An 18,294-nucleotide genomic window follows, 5' to 3' on the forward strand; every position below is an offset into this window, starting at 1 on the left:
GTTTGGTAACTGTTTAAAATGAACTCTAGCTTGTCGTTATTGCATCCCTATCCTTTTGAAAAGTTAAATCAACTTTTTAAAGATGTGCAACCTGCCAATTTACCGTTGATTCCTTTATCAATTGGTGAGCCTAAACATCCTGCACCAGAGTTCGTTAAACAAGCGATTATTGATAATTTTGCCCATCTATCGACCTACCCGAACAGTAAAGGTCTGCCTGAGTTGCGCCAAAGTATTGCACAATGGCTGACCAATCGCTTCAAGTTGAATCATATTAGTGCAGAAGATCATATCCTGCCTGTTTCTGGTACACGTGAGGGTATTTTCTCTTTTGTACAAGCTTTGATTAAGCGTGAAGATGCACCGTATGTGGTGATGCCAAATCCGTTTTATCAGATTTATGAAGGTGCAGCCCTACTTGCAGGTGCAAAACCTTATTTTATTAACTGTACTGAAGAAAATGGCTACTTAGGTGACTTCGATGCCGTCCCTGCGGAAGTATGGGAAAAAACCGCCTTACTGTTTGTGTGCACACCAGGTAATCCAACAGGAACGGTTCTATCAAAAGAACAGTTTAAAAAGTTAATTGCCCTGTCTGATCAATATGGTTTCGTGATTGCATCGGATGAATGTTATTCAGAACTTTGGTTTGATCAAGCGCCAATCGGTCTGTTAGAAGTTTGTGCCGAAATGGGTCGTGATGATTATAAAAATTGCATCGTGTTCCATTCACTTTCTAAACGTTCAAACTTACCGGGTATGCGTTCTGGTTTTGTTGCAGGTGATGCGGCTTTATTGAAACCTTATTTGCAATACCGTACTTATCACGGCGCTGCAATGCCTGTACAAAATCAATTGGCATCTATTGCCGCGTGGAATGATGAAGCACATGTTGAAGAAAACCGTCAGCAGTATCGTGCTAAGTTTGATTTATTCCAGTCTGAACTCGGTCATTTATTGCCTTTACAAAAACCAGATGCGGGCTTTTATTACTGGTTAAAAGTGGATAATGATGAAACTTTTGCCAAGATGTTAATGGAAAAAGCGCATATCAAGGTTTTACCTGGCCGTTATCTGTCTCGTGACACAGAACAAGGCAATCCTGGTGAAGGTCATGTCAGAATGGCACTGGTTGCAGATTTAGCGCAGTGTGAAGAAGTGGTCAAACGACTGAAAGCTGTTTTATAAATAAAAAAATCCCCGAATATTCGGGGATTTTTTTAAACCAATATATTAGAAATCAAAGCTTGCACTCATCATAAAGGTACGTGGCTGACCAGCATTTAAATAACCTGCATCATCATAGCCACCAACTGACCCCCAATAATTTTTATCAAATACATTATTGATTGTTAGGTTGAATACCGTTGGAACTTGATTAAGTTGAGTTTTATAACTCGCACCCAGATCAAAGCGAGTCCAATCATTTACTTTTAACGTATTTGCATTATTGGCATAGCTAGAACCTGTGTAAATTACGCGACCATTTACAGAAATATCTTGCTCGATCGGTAACTGCCAGTCTGCGCCAAGATTGGCTTGGAATTGAGGAACTCCAATCACGTCATTATTGTTATATAACCCATTTTCTGTATCTTTCTGTTTTGCATCTAACCATGTCACACCTCCCAATACTTTAAATGTATCAGTCAACTGGCCATAGGTTTGCAGTTCAACACCTTGATGTCGATTTTCACCTTGATTAGTAAAGGTATAGGTTTCATCAGCATTTTTAACAAGCATACCTCGTTGGCGGTTGGTATTGAAATAACTTAATGCCGCCCCTAGCTTTTCACCTTCATACTTTAATCCAACTTCTTTTTGCTTAGAGATATAAGGTGACAAAGCTTCACCAGTGTTCGTAATGATCGTTCCAGAACTAGACGTTGCTGATGAACCCTGTGAAAGCGCTTCAACATAATTAGCATATACAGCTAATTCAGGCATCAGCTTATAACTTAAACCTAACGCTGGTGTAACCTTATGATCATCATAAGCAGATTTAATGGCTTGAGTATCATAATTGTAATTTTCTTGTTTTAGCTGTTGATAACGCAATCCGAGCATAACTGATAAGCGCTCATCAAATGCTTTTAAATTATCACCAACAGCAATACTTCTTAAACGAGTACGTGCCGTTAGAGTAGGTTGATCTAACTGACCACCAGTTAGTGCTGAAGAAGAAATGGTAGGTTTATCATACTGCGTTGGTCTATAGATATTTCCAGCAAATGTATTTGAATAATCCATAACATAGGCATTTCGGCTATTCAGTTGGAAAGCTGAACCTGATAGTACAAGATTATGTTCAATCGCACCTGTATTCAACTTCGCACGTACACCGATTTCTCCAGTGTTGACCATATCTACACGTGCATTATCAAAACGATAGGAAGTGCCATCACCTGCTGCTGCATTGGTCAGTGTGAAATTAGCTAAACTATTATTTTCTTCACCATGACGAAAACCATAGGCTGCATAAGCCGTCACAGCATCACTTAAATCATATTCTGCACGGTAACTACCAAACACATCTTCTTCGTTGGAATAGGTCCACTTTTGCGCGTAATTACTTGAAGAGTCGATTGGCTTAGGTACATGACTTACACCACTTAAAGTAATATTTGGTCGTGTTGCATTTAAACGGTTATTGCTATATCCCATATCACCAGACAACCGTAAACGATCACCGCGATAATCCAATCCGATCGAGGCTAATCCTAACGATGCTTTTTCATCATCTATACTGGTATTACCACCACGATAAGCCGTATTTACACGTACCCCGAACTCTTGGTTTTCACCAAAACGACGAGAGATATCATTTGCAATCTGTCCCCCATTAAAATCTGTTCCCACAGTGACTCTGTTTAATGGTTCATTACCAGCACGCTTTGGTAATAGATTAATTGCACCACCAATACCACCACTACTTGGTGTTGCACCATTTAAAAATGCAGATGCCCCTTTAAGCAACTCAACACGTTCAAATAATTCTGTAGGGATATATTGACGAGGCAGAATCGAGTACAAACCATTATAGGCTGTATCATCCGAACCTAAAATAAAACCACGAATATAGTAAGATTCTTGGAAATTACCAAACCCTCTCGCGACTCTCACACTTGGGTCAGCTTGTAGAACATCCCCTACACTTTTAGCTTGTTTAGATTGTATATAGTCATTGGTATAGCTGGTCAGATTAAAAGGTGTATCCAGATTTTTTTGATTACCAAAAATCCCAACTCGACCACCGCTGGCAACTTGTCCACCAGCAAAAGCTTCCATTAGACCATCAGCCGAAGCATCCGCACTTGCAGTAATACGAATGGTATTTAATGTCACGGTTGCATCCGCTGTTTGCCCCTGTTGCACTTCATCAGCAAAAACAGCTGTTGTTCCCATTGAAGCACATGCCATCATCAGCACTAATGGTTTAAGTTGTCTACCCATGATCTTTATCAGCCGACTTAAAAAACCGCATAATAAATGAGAATTGATACGTTTTACACTATTTTTTACCTATATGTGCCACTGTACAATTTTATGATTTCTCAAACTCAAACCGTATTAAAATTAAGATCCTGAATTCAATAATGATAAATTTAAAGCTATATAAATAGGCAGAATGGAACATTTATTTTAAATTTGCCCAATAAATAGGATTGCTGCAATGAGCATCATCAGTCCGCCCGAAATACGGCTGACTGCTTTTACTGCACGCGGTCTGCTTCTAAGCAATTTCTTGGCTGCGATCCCCACAAGCATATACACCACAGCACAACTGATTAAGTGAATGAGCCCCAGCAAAATAATTTGTGCGGTTGGCGAAAATGCCATTTGCGGATGAATAAACGGTGGTAACAAGGCAAAAAATAACAGCAAAACTTTCGGGTTTAAGCCACTAATCCCCACGCCTTTAATCAACCATGAACCTGCTGAATCAAGTGATTGCGTTGTATCAGTCTCAGTTGAAATGCTCGCTGGATGTATAAATAGATTGATACCCATCCATAACAAATAACAAGCACCCATGATCGTCATCGCAGTGAGTAAAATCGGATAGTGTTGCACCAAAGCCCCCACACCTGCTGCAACACAGAGGATCGCCATGAAATGCCCAAGCACCAAGCCTGTGACTGCATTCAGGATAAATTTACCTTTGACTCCTGCAAGAATGGCATAAGCCCAATCTGCACCAGGCGTTAATACGAACAAGATCGAAACGCACCAAAAAGCAAAAATGACACTGAGTTCCATAAGCAAAGCCCTTCCCACATCGACAATACGATCTTTAATCGTTTTCTTTTTCACCATTTGGTGAAGATTGTTGAGAAAGGATATGCTTTAATGGTGAAAATGTTATTCCAAATACTTCTATATCTTCAAAGCCTGAAGGGAGATTCTTCTAAATGGATCGCATTGATAAGAAAATTATTGCTGAACTACAAGCAAATGGGCGATTATCTATCACAGAACTGGCAGAAAGAATCGGTTTAAGTCTGTCGCCTTGCCATCGTCGTGTTAAAGCATTGGAAGAAAGTGGTGTGATCAAAGGTTATCACGCTGATCTAGAAGCCTCAAAAATCGGCCTGAATTTCTCAGCGATTATCTTTGTCACTTTAAAAGATGGAGATAAAAAAGCACTTTCTAGCTTTGAAGAAAAAGTCATTGAAATTGGCAATGTGATTCAGGCACAACGTTTATTTGGAAATCCAGATTATTTACTGCATGTCGTTGCTAAAGACTTGGCCAGCTTCCAGAAACTCTATGACGACAGCTTGTCGGCCTTGCCCAATGTACAGCGTTTGACCTCAACCATTGTCATGAAAAATGTGGTCTCCAATCGCTTACTGCCACTCTAAAACAGTAATTCACCTTTTAGGCAGGATAAAAAGTGCGGAATTGATGCAATTCACACTTTTCCTCAGCTGAAAAGTCATAAACATAAGCGACTTTATTAATTTTTTTATCTGTCTATGGGCTATTGACCAACTGTTGAAATCTTCGTCTATACTTAGCCATCAAAACTTGATGACTATGGAAAGATGACTTCTCAAACTCCCAATAAAATAAAGAAAAAGGGTTGGCTCATTTTAGCAATTGCGATTGTACTTTTAATCATTGCAGTTGTGGTTTGGCAGAGTGGAACTGCTAAGAAATCAGTGAATCCTGAAAAAGCGAAAAATACGAATACTACCGAACAAAAAGCTGCACTGACCGTTACTGTTGTCTCTCCACAACAACAAAACTGGAAGCAGACTTTCACCGCAAATGGCAATATTGCTGCATGGCAAGAAGTGGTCATTGGTAGTGAGCTTTCAGGACAACGTCTCACCCGAGTGAATGTCAATGTCGGTGATGAAGTGCGTCGTGGTCAGGTCTTAGCTGAGATTAATAGCGAAACCATCCGTGCCGATTTGGCAGCAGCCAAAGCCAGTTATGCCGAAGCACAAGCAGTACTGGCAGATGCGATTACCAACAATAAACGTATCCAGCAACTAAAAAATACAGGTGCAATTTCAGCGCAAGAGTCTACTCAGTATCAAACCTCTCAAGCGACCGCTCAAGCGCGTCTAGACGCTGCCAAGGCACAAATTGAAAGTAACCAATTACGCTTAGCGCAGACTCAAGTGGTTTCACCTGACAATGGTGTGATTTCAGCCCGTACAGCAACAGTCGGATCTCTTGCACAAACAGGTCAAGAGCTGTTCCGCTTGATTCGAGACCATCGTTTAGAATGGCGCGCTGAAGTGACCACATCGGATCTATACAAGCTCAAACAAGGCATGACCGCACATATTGTTTCACCTGACCCTGCGCAACCTGCAGTAACTGGTAAAGTTAGAATGATTGCACCTGTGATTGATCCACAAACCCGCTATGGCTTGGTTTATGTGGATATTCCGACAACTCAGGCTGTGCGTATGGGCATGTTTGTAAAAGGTGAATTTGATTTAGGTCAGAAACTCGCATTGACGGTTCCTCAAACTGCCCTGCTATTACGTGATGGTTTTTCCTATGTCTTTATTGTCAATGACAAGAATCGTGTCACCCAACAGAAAGTAAATATTGGTCGTCGTTTGGGAGATCGTGTCGAGCTGTTAGATTTACCTGCAAACGTTAAAGTGGTTTCTTCGGGTACAGGTTTCTTGACTGATGGCGATCTGGTCAGTATCGCCAAAGATATTCCAGAGACACCACTTAGCAAACAACTTGTGACCACACAGGAGAAATGATATGAATTTCTCCGCTTGGTCAATCCGAAACCCAATTCCTGGCATTCTGTTATTTATTATGCTGGGTTTGGCAGGATTGCTCTGTTTTAAATGGATGAAGATCCAGCAGTTCCCAGACATTGAACTACCAATGGTCACTGTCACAGCAGCATTACCCGGGGCTGCGCCACCTCAGCTTGAAACCGAAGTCGCACGTAAAATTGAAAACTCGATTGCAACTCTGCAAGGTTTGAGAAATCAATACACCAACATTCAAGATGGTGTTGTCACTGTCACAGCGGAGTTTCAACTAGAAAAACCACTACAAGAAGCTGTGGATGATGTGCGCAATGCCGTATCACAAGTTCGTTCTGATCTACCAGCTGATCTACGAGATCCAATTGTCAGTAAGATCAATCTTTCAGGTTCACCAATCCTGACTTATACCATCCAATCTCCAAAAATGGATGAAGAAGCGCTGTCATGGTTCGTAGATTATGATATCGCCCGCGCGATGTTACAGGTTAAAGGCGTTGGTGCTGTCGCTCGTGTTGGTGGTGTCACACGTCAGGTTGAAGTCGAACTTGATCCTGAAAAACTGTTGGCGCTGAATGCAACTGCAACCGATATTACCCGTCAACTACGTTTGATTCAGCAAGATGCTTCTGGCGGTCAAACCAAAATCGGTGGCAGTGAACAATCCATCCGTACCATTGCGACAGTAAAAACAGCTGATGAAATTGGCGCAATGGATATTGCGCTCAGTGATGGTCGACATATTCGTTTGGATCAGGTTGCAACTGTTCGTGATGGTATGGCTGAACGGCGTTCCGCGGCACTATTGAATGGTCAGCCTGTGATTGGCTTCGAAATCACACGAAGTAAAGGGGCCAGTGAAGTCGATGTGGAAAAAGGTGTCGTCGTCGCATTAGATAAACTCAAAGCGGCACATCCCGATATTAAAATCAACGAAGCCTTTAACTTTGTAAAGCCTGTTGAGGATAACTATAAAGGCTCAATGTCGCTTCTATATGAAGGTGCGATCTTAGCGATCTTGGTGGTGTGGCTATTCTTACGTGACTGGCGTGCCACCATCATTGCTGCAACGGCCCTACCATTATCAATTTTACCTGCCTTAATTGGTATGTATTTCTTTGGTTTTACCCTCAATACCGTTACGCTTTTAGCCATGTCATTGGTGGTGGGTATTCTGGTCGATGATGCCATTGTTGAGATTGAAAATATCATCCGGCATTTACGCATGGGAAAAACGCCCTATGAGGCAGCTATGGAAGCAGCCGATGAAATTGGTCTGGCAGTGATTGCCACTACTTTCACATTGATTGCCGTATTCCTACCTACTGCTTTTATGAGTGGTATCGCAGGTAAATTTTTCGTTCAGTTTGGTTGGACGGCTGCTCTTGCGATCTTTGCCTCACTGCTTGTTGCACGGTTACTCACCCCAATGATGTCCGCCTATATTCTGAAACCATGGGTTGGTAAAGTTGAACAACAAGATGAATCAACAACAGCACACACTATCACCGATCAAGGTACAAGTAGTCTAGCCAAAGACCGTGCTAAAGATGGCAAAGTCATGCGTGGCTATATGCGTTTGGTGACATGGTGTCTCAATCATCGCTGGCTCACTCTCAGCGGTGCAATTGCCTTTTTTGTCGGTTCAGTCTTACTGATTCCGTTACTACCTACAGGTTTTGTCCCACCACCTGATACAGGACAAACGCAAGTTCGTTTGGAGCTTACCCCAGGCTCACAGTTTGGTGATACGCTTAAGACTGCCGAATATGCACGTACGCTGATTAAAGACCATCCTGAGATTAAAAGCATCTATACCACCATTGGAGGCGGTGCTGCGGGAACAGATCCTTTTGCTGGTGGCGCATCAAGTGAACCACGCAAAGCGACGCTCACGATTCAAACCACTGAACGTTCTGATCGTAGCGCCAGTCTACAAGATATTGAAGATCAACTGCGCCAACGCCTTGCCCCACTTCCGGGTGCACGTATTCAAGTTGGATTGGCAGGTAACAACAGTCAATACCAACTGGCTTTATCAGGTGATGATCCAGAGGCCTTAATGGCAACGGCACGTAGCCTTGAGCGTGAATTACGTACCATTCCAAATGTAGGCAGTATCACCTCGAGTGCAGCCTTGATCCGTCCTGAGTTAGTGATTCGCCCTGATTTTGCCAAAGCAGCTGATTTAGGTGTGACCACTTACGATATTGCTGAGACTTTACGAATCGCGACTGCTGGTGACTTTGATCAAAACCTGGCAAAACTCAATCTGTCTCAACGGCAAGTGCCTGTAGTGATTAAATTGCCACTGGCTGCCCGTCAAGATCAAGAGCTCATGAAACGCTTGATGGTCAAAGGCAGTCGAGGTCCTGTGATGCTCGGTACCATTGCCGATGTTAATATCGAAAGTGGACCATCACAAATTGACCGTTTCAACCGTTTACGTAACATTAACTTCAATATTGAATTGAATAATCAACCCTTGGGAGATATTGCTGCCAAAGTTGATCAACTACCGACGATGAAGAATTTACCACCTACGGTGAAGCGTACCAATATTGGTGATGCTGAAGTGATGCAGGAACTGTTCTCTAGCTTCGGTCTAGCAATGCTCACAGGGGTACTGTGTATCTATGTAGTTCTGGTATTGTTATTTAAAGACTTTTTACAGCCAATTACCATTCTGGTGGCCTTACCTTTATCTCTCGGTGGTGCATTCGTGATGCTGCTTTTAGCCAAAAGCAGTTTCTCAATGCCGAGCTTAATCGGTCTGATTATGTTGATGGGGATTGCCAGTAAGAACTCGATTCTACTGGTCGATTACGCGATTATCGCAAGGAATGAAAAGCATTATTCTCGCTTCAATGCCCTACTCGATGCCTGCCATAAACGGGCACGTCCGATCATCATGACCACACTGGCCATGGGTGCAGGGATGTTGCCAATTGCGCTCGGGATTGGTACCGACCCAAGCTTCCGTGCACCAATGGCAATCTCGGTCATTGGTGGTTTGATTACCAGTACCTTCTTATCGTTATTGGTGATCCCTGTGGTATACACCTTTATCGATGATATTAATCGCAAGATCCATAGCTTTAGGAAGACACCACATCAACCTGTTGAACCCACTCAATAAGCTTGAATAAAAAGACGGTCAAATGACCGTCTTTTTATTTAATACATAATCAGGATCAGCATAAACAACAAAAAACTGAATCCTGCCAAATAATATAAATGCTGTAGATGTCGATTTAACCAAGACAGATAAATGCTCGAACCGATCAATTGAACAATAGTGAGATTCCAGATCAACACTAACCCAACCATCCAAAGACACAGCAAAGTATTTTGAACAAAATTATATTGCGGATAAATCAAAATCACCAAGACGCTATAGAACATCAAATTTTTCGGGTTCAACACACTGGAAAGCAATCCCGACAAAAATGCCTTGAGGTAAGCATTCTTGTGCGGTAGATGAACGCATTGCTCAGCAAGTCCATTGACCCTCTGTGCTGATTGAGCCAAACGAAAGCATTGAAAAGCCAGATATGCAAAATAAATAATACCCAACCACTTCATGAGGATGAATAATTCGGTATTCACTTGACCAATAATAAATAGACTCAAATAGATGCTGATCAGTATGAGGGCATTCCCAAGTGCAACGCCTGCACAGGTGAATCGCGCAGCCTTTTTCTGGCTCTCTAACAAAGTTTTTAAAATTAAAAAGAAATCTGCGCCTGGGGTCAGTAATGCAATAAAATGTGTAATCGCAATGGTCAGAAAAAGCTCCATAGATGCTCTCCAAATAAATCGGAGTCATCTTAAAAAGCTATAGGGCTCAATTCTTGTATAAAATTGCGTGGGCTAAGATTTTTTATAATATTGCTTGGGCGTTATGCCTGTATGTTGCTTAAAAACGCGATGGAAATGGCTCTGATCGGTAAAATCGAGTTCGTATGCCAATTGAGCTAAATCACATTTTTCTCTCAGGCGTTGTCGAGCTTGGTTTACCTTATAATTCAACTGGTAAGCGTGTGGTGTTAAGCCAAAGTAATGTTTAAATAATCGTATCAATGCATAACGGCTCATGTTCATCTTTTCAGAAATGACTTGCAGAGACAGATTCTCAATATTGTCTTCAAGGCATTCCAACAAGTCGGGAAGATGCTTCTGAAAATAGTGAGAAGAATGTATCTTTTCCCAATGAAAATTTGGTATCAACATCTCAGCTAAAATCTTAACTAAATATTGTTCTTTTTCGAGTACCGAAATCTGTTCGCTAAATAAAAGCCGATTTAATGCTGTAAATGTGTCATAAACTTTTACGTCATGGACAATAGTTGGTTTTAACTGAGGGAAATGTATTGCTTGTCGGCCAGTCTCTAAAGCAATATCTTGGTGCAGTTCTTCAATCAGGGTCGCTAACCAAGCAGCATCTAAATGCATCATCTGGTAGCTCCATGCCTGATCAGGTAAAGGATTACAGGAATGTTGTACGTGAGCAGGAATAACAACAACACTACCCGATTGAATTAGCTGGTCTTGTGCAAAACTACTGGAAAAATGACTCTGTCCCGCATCAATCGCACCAATTGAAAAAGTAGGATGACTGTGAGATTTATAACAAATTCGACTTTGACATGCCTTACGCGTTTCAACATAAGGCATATCTGGATGACTCCAAAAATCAACTGTTGAGTCCAAAATAATTTAAACCTCAACCTCTAGTCTTATCATTCCTTATTTGGCCAAAGCTTTTTCAATATCAGCTTCTAAAGCCTCTGGCTTGGTCGTTGGTGCATAACGCTCCAAAACTTCTCCATTACGACCCACTAAGAACTTAGTAAAGTTCCATTTGATATTTCTGCTACCTAAAAGGCCTTTTGCTTCACGGGTCAAATAGCGGAAAATTACATGTGCTTCAGGCCCTTTCACATCTACCTTGGCAAACATGGGAAAAGTCACCCCATAATTACGTTGGCAATATGCCCCAATTTCCTTATTTGTCCCCGGATCTTGTCCTCCAAACTGATTACATGGAAAACCTAAAACTTCTAATCCTTGAGCATTATATTTTTCATAAAGTTTCTCAAGTCCTGCAAATTGTGGAGTAAAGCCACACTTACTTGCAGTATTTACAATCAGCATGACCTTGCCTTTATAATCAGCGAGCGCTTTTGTTTCTCCCTCTAACAATTCAGCTTCAAACTGATAAATGTTACTCATGGATAAGTTTCCTCGTCATTCTTTTCTTCTGTTTTAAGTTGTAATGATGCCGAATTCACGCAGTAACGCAGTCCTGTCGGCTGTGGGCCATCCTCAAACACATGGCCCAAATGTGCATCGCAATCATGGCAGACAATTTCCGTTCTGACCATACCATGCGACAAATCTTCATGTTCTTCTACAGCAACACTGTCGACGGGTCTAAAAAAGCTTGGCCAGCCACAGCCACTATCATATTTAGTTTCAGAAGAAAATAATTCCGCACCGCAACAACGACAAACATAAGTGCCGTGCTGTTTATTGTTCCAATATTGTCCTGTAAATGCGGGTTCTGTGCCCTTTTGACGAGTTATGCGGTATTCTTCAGGTGATAATTCTCTTTGCCATTCCCGGTCTGTTTTATTCACTTTTCCCATAACCTGCACCTTTTATTCTGATGTTAGAACTATCTTAATGATCAGGTTTTATATTTACGCCATTCGAAAAAAAAACTCTAGTCTCAGATCGTACAATTTAGTGAAATTTAAGCACTTAAATCAAAAATAGCAAAAAGAAAGCAAATAAAATTGATGTGGTAAGCAAATTTTAACAATATTGCCTTTTGCGTAAGCAAATAAGGTGTTATTCTAATTTCGCACGGTTGTATAGGACAAAAAATGTCTCAGAAAAAAAGTGTGGTTTTCCAAAATTTATTACCAACTATCAGACAATATCAACAATCAGGCTTTACGCATGAAAAAATTGTTGAATTACTGAGAGATCAACACGATCTAAATTTGGTAAGCGTTGAAACCTTTAAAAGTTATTTATACCGATATGCAAAAGTGAATCCAGCTATGTCAAAAAATACTGTTGTTCCCCAGTCTACTCATTCAAGCAGAGAAATTAAAAAATCATCTAAGCTTGAGCATGTTTGTTACGACATTCGTGGACCAGTATTACGCGCCGCCAATGAAATGGAAGAGCAAGGACATAAGATCATCAAGCTCAATATCGGCAACCCTGCACCATTTGGTTTTGAAGCTCCACAAGAAATTATCAACGACGTTGCTTTAAACCTTCCCAATGCAATTGGCTATACCGACTCAAAAGGGATTTTCCCTGCTCGTAAAGCCATTTGTCAGTATTACCAACAAAAAGGCATCTTTGATATGCACGTCAATGATGTGTATGTCGGCAATGGTGTTTCAGAGCTCATTGTGATGGCCATGCAAGGTCTACTCGATGATGGCGACGAAATGCTAGTACCTATGCCTGACTATCCGTTATGGACTGCTGCCGTAAACCTTTCAGGCGGTACTGCGATTCACTATAAATGTGATTCTGAAAACTACTGGTATCCAGATATTGCAGACATGGAAAGTAAAATCACAGCAAATACTCGCGGTATTGTGATTATTAATCCAAATAACCCAACAGGTTCTGTATATCCTCGTCATGTGCTAGAGCAAATTGTTGCCCTAGCGAAGAAACATGACTTAATTTTATTTGCTGATGAAATCTATGACAAAATCGTCTATGACGGCATTGAGCATGTGGCCGTTGCAGCATTGGCTGGCGATCAACTGTGTATTTCATTTAATGGCTTATCAAAAGCTTATCGTATTGCTGGTTATCGCGCTGGATGGATGGCGATCACGGGTAATAAAGCGCGTGCCGCAGACTATATTGAAGGCTTAGATATGCTGGCTTCAATGCGTTTGTGTGCTAATCATCAAGCGCAATATGCAATTCAAACCGCTTTAGGTGGCTATCAGTCAATTAACGACCTAATTCGCCCAGGTGGTCGTTTATACGAACAGCGTAATATTGCGTGGGAAATGTTGAATGAAATTCCTGGTGTAAGTTGTGTTAAGCCAGATGGCGCAATGTATTGCTTCCCGAAACTCGATCCAACAGTTTATCCAATTGAAGATGATGAAAAACTGATGTTGGATTTATTAAGAGCTGAAAAAGTTCTCTTGGTTCAAGGCACAGGTTTTAACTGGCCAACACCAGATCATTTCCGTGTGGTGTTCTTACCAGCTGAAAATGAACTACGTGAAGCAATCAATCGCTTAAGTCGGTTCTTAGCCAAAATGCGTTAATAAAAAAGCCCCCATTAATTCATGGGGGCTTTTTTATTTAAGAATCAGAATCCTGTAACTCATCCCACTGCGCTTCATATTCTTTCGATTTTTTTAGGTTTTTAGTCAAACCATAGCCACCTTTTTCATATAAACGAGCTAAATCCAGCAAGGCTTCGTCTTCACCCTGTGCCACTGCGAGTTCATAAAACTCTGCTGCTTTTTTATAATTCTTTGCAACACCTTTGGCCTCTTCATGGATATAAGCAATATTAGAAGAACCCAAACCATTTCCTGCACCAGAAGCCAAACTAAATAAACGCAAAGCCTCTTTATAATCTTGCTTCAACCCAGCCTTACCCTCTAAGTAGAAAATACCCAAGTTATTAATTGCAGAAGGCTCCTCTTGTTTCGCAGCCAACTGATAATAATGCAGTGCTTTTTTGAGATCTTGTGCTACACCTTCCTCACCATCATTATATAAATGGCCGAGTTCTGCTTGCGCCATATCCAAACCAGCATCAGCCGACTTGGTCATCCACTCCACTCCTTTTTTGGTATTTACCCCTACACCTTCGTCACCATAAAGATATAAATAACCTAAATAGTATTGTGCATAGAGCTGACCCTTTTGCGCCGCTTGGGTGTACCATTTCAAAGCAGTTAGGTTATCTTCTTCTACACCTTCGCCATAATCATACATATAACCGACTGAAAAAATCGCATCTGCATTACCCTTTGCTGCCGCTTTTTTAAACCACTCCAATGCTTTACCAAAATCTTGATCAACCTCATTTCCATAATAATAAGCATCACCCAAATTGTTCTGTGCAGTGGCATCCCCCGCTTTCGCTTGTTGTACAAGTTCTTGACTAAAAGACACATCATCTGCATGACTTAAGGTAAATAGGCTACTGGTCAATAATATTGAAAACACGATATTTTTTAATTTCATTATTTCGCTCACATTGCTACATTTTTATTCGATTACATTCTATCGGTAAAACACTTTGTGTAAACAGATATTTATATCTAGTGAAAAATCAAAAACTAATTTTTAACATTTTATAAAAATAACAAAGCAAACACACGGTTTGCCAAAATATTAAGCATGTCATTTTCGGTTTGCATGCTAAACTATGCGTTGCTTTAAAAAAGGATAGTCCTTCTATGCGGTTTGTTCATCTCGGTATCCACACAGAATTTTCGATCACGGAATCGATTGTTCGCATACCTGATTTGGTCAAGGCTGCCGTAACAGATGAAATGCCCGCACTGGCATTGACTGACTTATCCAACCTTCATGCTGCAGTCAAATTTTATGAATCATGCTTAAAAAAAGGCATTAAGCCTATTTTAGGTAGTGTCATTCGCTTGAATGATGCTGAACACCGTGCAACTTTATTGGCCATGAGCAGTACAGGTTGGCGTAATCTGACTGAAATTGTTTCACGCGGCTTTATTGAGGGACAGCAACTCAGTCTCCCATGCGTTCATAAAGAATGGATACTTGAGCAATCCGAAGACCTGATTGTCCTGCTTGGGCAACATAGTGATGTCGGCAAAATGTTGAGCTCTTCCAATCCACAAAAAGCTGAACCTTTATTAGAAGCATGGATTGAAAAATTTGGTAATCGCGTATATCTGGCTTTAACACGTACTGAACGCGTTGGAGAAGAAGATTTTATTCAGCAAGCGGTAAAACTTGCTGCAAAATATCAAATTGGTGTGGTTGCGCATAACGATGTGCACTTTGTTAAGCAAGATGATTTTGAAGCACACGAGGCTCGTGTTTGTATTGCCGATGGCTATGTTTTAGGTGATGACAAGCGTCCTAAAAACTATAGTACAGAACAGTATTTCAAAACTGGTGAGCAAATGTCTGAGCTATTCTCAGATATTCCAAGTGCCATTGAAAACACCTACCATATTGCAAGACGTTGTAATGTCGCATTGCAACTCGGTACATATTTCCTACCAGATTTCCCGATTCCAGATGGCTATACCATCGACACCTATTTCGAGCATTTATCTCGTACAGGCTTGGAAGAACGTTTAAACCATCTTTATCCAATTGAAGAACGTGATGACGATTGGGCTGAAATTCGTAAACCGTATGATGAACGAATCAAATACGAAGTTGATATTATTCTAAAAATGGGGTTCCCAGGCTACTTTCTGATCGTTATGGACTTCATCCAATGGGCAAAAAATAATGGTGTGCCTGTTGGTCCAGGACGTGGTTCAGGTGCAGGGTCACTGGTTGCCTATAGTTTAAAAATTACCGATCTTGACCCATTACGTTACGACTTACTCTTCGAACGTTTCTTGAACCCAGAACGTGTCTCGATGCCCGACTTTGACGTCGATTTCTGTATCGCAGGTCGTGACCGTGTCATTGAATATGTTGCACAAAACTATGGTCGCCAAGCAGTATCACAGATCGCTACCTTCGGTACCATGGCCGCGAAAGGTGCCATCCGAGATGTAGCGCGTGTCTTAGGTAAGTCTTATGGTCTTGCTGACCGTATTTCAAAAATGATTCCAACCAAACCGCTGGGTGTCGATTTGGCCACAGCGATTGACATGGAGCCACAGCTCAAAGATATCGTTACCAACCCATCGAATCCTGACAATGATGATGCGGCTGAAATCTGGGAAATGGCGCTCAAACTTGAAGGAATTACCCGTAATACGGGTAAACATGCCGGTGGTGTGGTTATTGCGCCTGGTAAAATTACCGATTATTCAGCGGTACTTTGTGATGCTGATGGTACTAACCGTGTTGCACAATACGATAAAGATGATGTTGAAGCGGCAGGTCTGGTTAAATTTGACTTCTTGGGCCTACGTAACTTAACCGTCATTGAAGATGCAATTCAAAATATTAATAAACGCATCAAATCTGAAACTCCACTGAATATTTCCAACGTCCCACTCGACGATAAAGATGCCTATTTGGTCTTCGCCGAAGCAAATACCACAGCGGTATTCCAGTTTGAATCCGTCGGTATGAAGAAGATGCTTAAGGAAGCACGACCGAGTAAGTTTGAAGAAATTATTGCCTTCGTTTCCTTGTATCGTCCGGGTCCAATGGACCTGATTCCTGACTTTATCCATCGTATGCATGGAGGTGAGTTTGAATATCTGCATCCATTGCTTGAAGGTGTACTGGAACCAACCTACGGGATCATGGTTTACCAAGAACAGGTAATGCAAGCCGCACAATTCTGTGCTGGCTATACCCTCGGTGGTGCGGACTTACTGCGTCGTGCCATGGGTAAAAAGAAACCTGAAGAAATGGTCAAGCAACGCCAGATCTTTACTGAAGGTGCCGCGAAAAAAGATATTGATGAAGCCACAGCCAACCATATCTTCGACTATATGGAAAAATTCGCAGGCTATGGCTTTAACAAATCCCATGCCGCGGCCTATGCCTTAGTTGCCTATCATACGGCTTGGTTAAAAGCCCATTACCCTGCTGAATTTATGGCGGCCGTTTTATCATCGGAAATGCAAAATACTGACAGCATTGTATTCTTGATTGATGATTGTCGGAATAACAAACTCGAAGTACTACCACCTTCAGTGAATATGTCTTTGTATCATTTCCATGCCAGCGATGAACAAACCATTGTATATGGTCTAGGCGCGATCAAAGGTGTTGGTGAACAAGCGATGCAATCGGTGATTGATTCACGTATAAATGAAGGCCCATATAAAGATTTATTCGACTTCTGCCATCGTATTGATTTGAAAAAAATCAATAAACGAACCTTAGAAGCCTTGATTCGTGCGGGTGCCCTTGACTGCTTAGGTATTGAACGTTCAAGCTTAATGGCACAATTGCCTGAAGCAGTACAAGCGGCTGATCAAGCGCGTAGCAACCGTGAAACTGGCATCATGGACTTATTCGGTGAAGTCGAAGAAGTCCAACGTAAGCCAGCTAAACCGGTAAAACCATGGTCAGATGAAGTTCGCTTAAAAGGTGAAAAAGATACACTTGGCTTGTACCTCACAGGTCACCCGATTGATGTGTATCGTCCAGAATTAAAGTCTTTTGTTCCAGCCAAACTAAATGAACTTACTCCGACACGCCGTGGTGTCACCACTGTTTTTGCGGGTTTAGTGGTTGATATTGCCAACTTCCCGAACCGTATTATGATCACCTTAGATGATGGTACCGCTCGTGTAGAAATCAGCTGTAACCATGAACGCTTCCAACGCTATAAAGACATTGTTCGCCCTGAACAAGTTGTGGTGATTGAAGGTGAAATCTATGAGCGCGAAGGCTTTGATCGCCCAATGGCGCGCTTGAGCAAAGCATTTAGCTTAAATGAAATTCGTCAAAAACGTGCGCAAAGCATTCAAATTCGCCTACCGCAAGACTTAATGACAAAATCTTTGGCCAAAGATTTACAAGCAATACTTTTACCTTATTGTAATGTCGATATGTGCCAACATATTGGTTTACACATCCAGCTTGATCAAAGTTTTGCCACAGCAGAGCTACATCTTGGTGCACAATGGAAAGTTGCACCGCTGGATGAATTGCTTGGAAAGTTACGTGATTACTTTGGTAAAGAAGCCATCTTCATTGAATACCAAGTGAAGTCTAAAGCGGCAAAAGTTGCCGAAGCACCTAAAGTCAGTGTGGTTGCTCCGCCACCTGAAAATATGTCAATGGATGAAGCGCTTGATCTCTATCAGGCTGAAGCCTCTCAATATTCTTAATTTTG

General features: G+C 41.5%; 13 protein-coding genes. 6 read left to right on the top strand and 7 right to left on the bottom strand.

Features of this window, described 5'->3' with window-relative positions; translation table 11 throughout:
• The first annotated feature begins 18 nt into the window (after positions 1–18).
• Complete coding sequence (gene dapC / locus NDN11_RS10850) at positions 19–1,188, top strand: succinyldiaminopimelate transaminase (protein WP_251109622.1); 1,170 nt, start codon at positions 19–21, stop codon at positions 1,186–1,188.
• A gap of 45 nt (positions 1,189–1,233) precedes the next feature.
• Here the strand turns inward: dapC and NDN11_RS10855 are convergent, their stop codons facing one another.
• Positions 1,234–3,453, bottom strand: coding sequence for a TonB-dependent receptor (locus tag NDN11_RS10855; RefSeq protein WP_251109623.1), 2,220 nt, complete (start codon positions 3,451–3,453; stop codon positions 1,234–1,236).
• Positions 3,454–3,642: 189 nt separating this feature from the next.
• A complete protein-coding gene (locus NDN11_RS10860; RefSeq protein WP_251111537.1) occupies positions 3,643–4,260 on the bottom strand; it encodes a LysE family translocator in 618 nt (205 codons plus the stop codon).
• Between the two features lie 152 nt (positions 4,261–4,412).
• Between NDN11_RS10860 and NDN11_RS10865 the strand changes: the two genes are divergently transcribed.
• From NDN11_RS10865 to NDN11_RS10875, 3 genes are all read left to right on the top strand, one after another.
• Positions 4,413–4,865, top strand: a complete 453-nt coding sequence (locus tag NDN11_RS10865; RefSeq protein WP_004653055.1) for an Lrp/AsnC family transcriptional regulator — start codon at positions 4,413–4,415, stop codon at positions 4,863–4,865.
• Positions 4,866–5,048: 183 nt separating this feature from the next.
• Positions 5,049–6,239, top strand: a complete 1,191-nt coding sequence (locus NDN11_RS10870; protein ID WP_251109624.1) for an efflux RND transporter periplasmic adaptor subunit — start codon at positions 5,049–5,051, stop codon at positions 6,237–6,239.
• 1 nt (position 6,240) lies between these two features.
• Positions 6,241–9,393: an efflux RND transporter permease subunit gene (locus tag NDN11_RS10875; RefSeq protein ID WP_251109625.1), complete on the top strand. Its 3,153-nt coding sequence runs from the start codon at positions 6,241–6,243 to the stop codon at positions 9,391–9,393.
• 38 nt (positions 9,394–9,431) lie between these two features.
• On the opposite strand, the gene NDN11_RS10880 is transcribed toward NDN11_RS10875, so the two are convergent.
• The 4 genes from NDN11_RS10880 to msrB all read right to left on the bottom strand — a co-directional run bounded on the left by NDN11_RS10880 (position 9,432) and on the right by msrB (position 11,905).
• Entirely contained in the window at positions 9,432–10,055 is a 624-nt protein-coding gene (locus NDN11_RS10880; RefSeq protein WP_251109626.1) for a LysE family translocator, read from the bottom strand.
• A gap of 72 nt (positions 10,056–10,127) precedes the next feature.
• Positions 10,128–10,931, bottom strand: coding sequence for an AraC family transcriptional regulator (locus NDN11_RS10885; protein WP_251109627.1), 804 nt, complete (start codon positions 10,929–10,931; stop codon positions 10,128–10,130).
• A gap of 72 nt (positions 10,932–11,003) precedes the next feature.
• A complete protein-coding gene (locus tag NDN11_RS10890; protein WP_167247818.1) occupies positions 11,004–11,489 on the bottom strand; it encodes a glutathione peroxidase in 486 nt (161 codons plus the stop codon).
• The gene (gene msrB / locus NDN11_RS10895; RefSeq protein ID WP_167247871.1) at positions 11,486–11,905 is read right to left on the bottom strand and encodes a peptide-methionine (R)-S-oxide reductase MsrB; all 420 of its coding nucleotides are present in this window, start codon (positions 11,903–11,905) and stop codon (positions 11,486–11,488) included. Before msrB ends, NDN11_RS10890 begins: the two co-directional genes overlap by 4 nt.
• A 240-nt stretch (positions 11,906–12,145) precedes the next feature.
• On the opposite strand from msrB, the gene NDN11_RS10900 reads away from it, so the two are divergent.
• Positions 12,146–13,576, top strand: a complete 1,431-nt coding sequence (locus NDN11_RS10900; RefSeq protein WP_167247819.1) for a pyridoxal phosphate-dependent aminotransferase — start codon at positions 12,146–12,148, stop codon at positions 13,574–13,576.
• Positions 13,577–13,613: 37 nt separating this feature from the next.
• Here NDN11_RS10900 and NDN11_RS10905 read toward each other — a convergent pair whose 3' ends face one another.
• Positions 13,614–14,510, bottom strand: coding sequence for a tetratricopeptide repeat protein (locus NDN11_RS10905; protein ID WP_251109628.1), 897 nt, complete (start codon positions 14,508–14,510; stop codon positions 13,614–13,616).
• A 215-nt stretch (positions 14,511–14,725) separates the two neighbouring features.
• On the opposite strand from NDN11_RS10905, the gene dnaE reads away from it, so the two are divergent.
• Positions 14,726–18,289, top strand: a complete 3,564-nt coding sequence (gene dnaE / locus NDN11_RS10910; RefSeq protein WP_251109629.1) for a DNA polymerase III subunit alpha — start codon at positions 14,726–14,728, stop codon at positions 18,287–18,289.
• Positions 18,290–18,294: the final 5 nt, after the last annotated feature.

The organism is Acinetobacter sp. C26M (assembly GCF_023702675.1).
In the GTDB taxonomy this organism is placed as follows: domain Bacteria; phylum Pseudomonadota; class Gammaproteobacteria; order Pseudomonadales; family Moraxellaceae; genus Acinetobacter.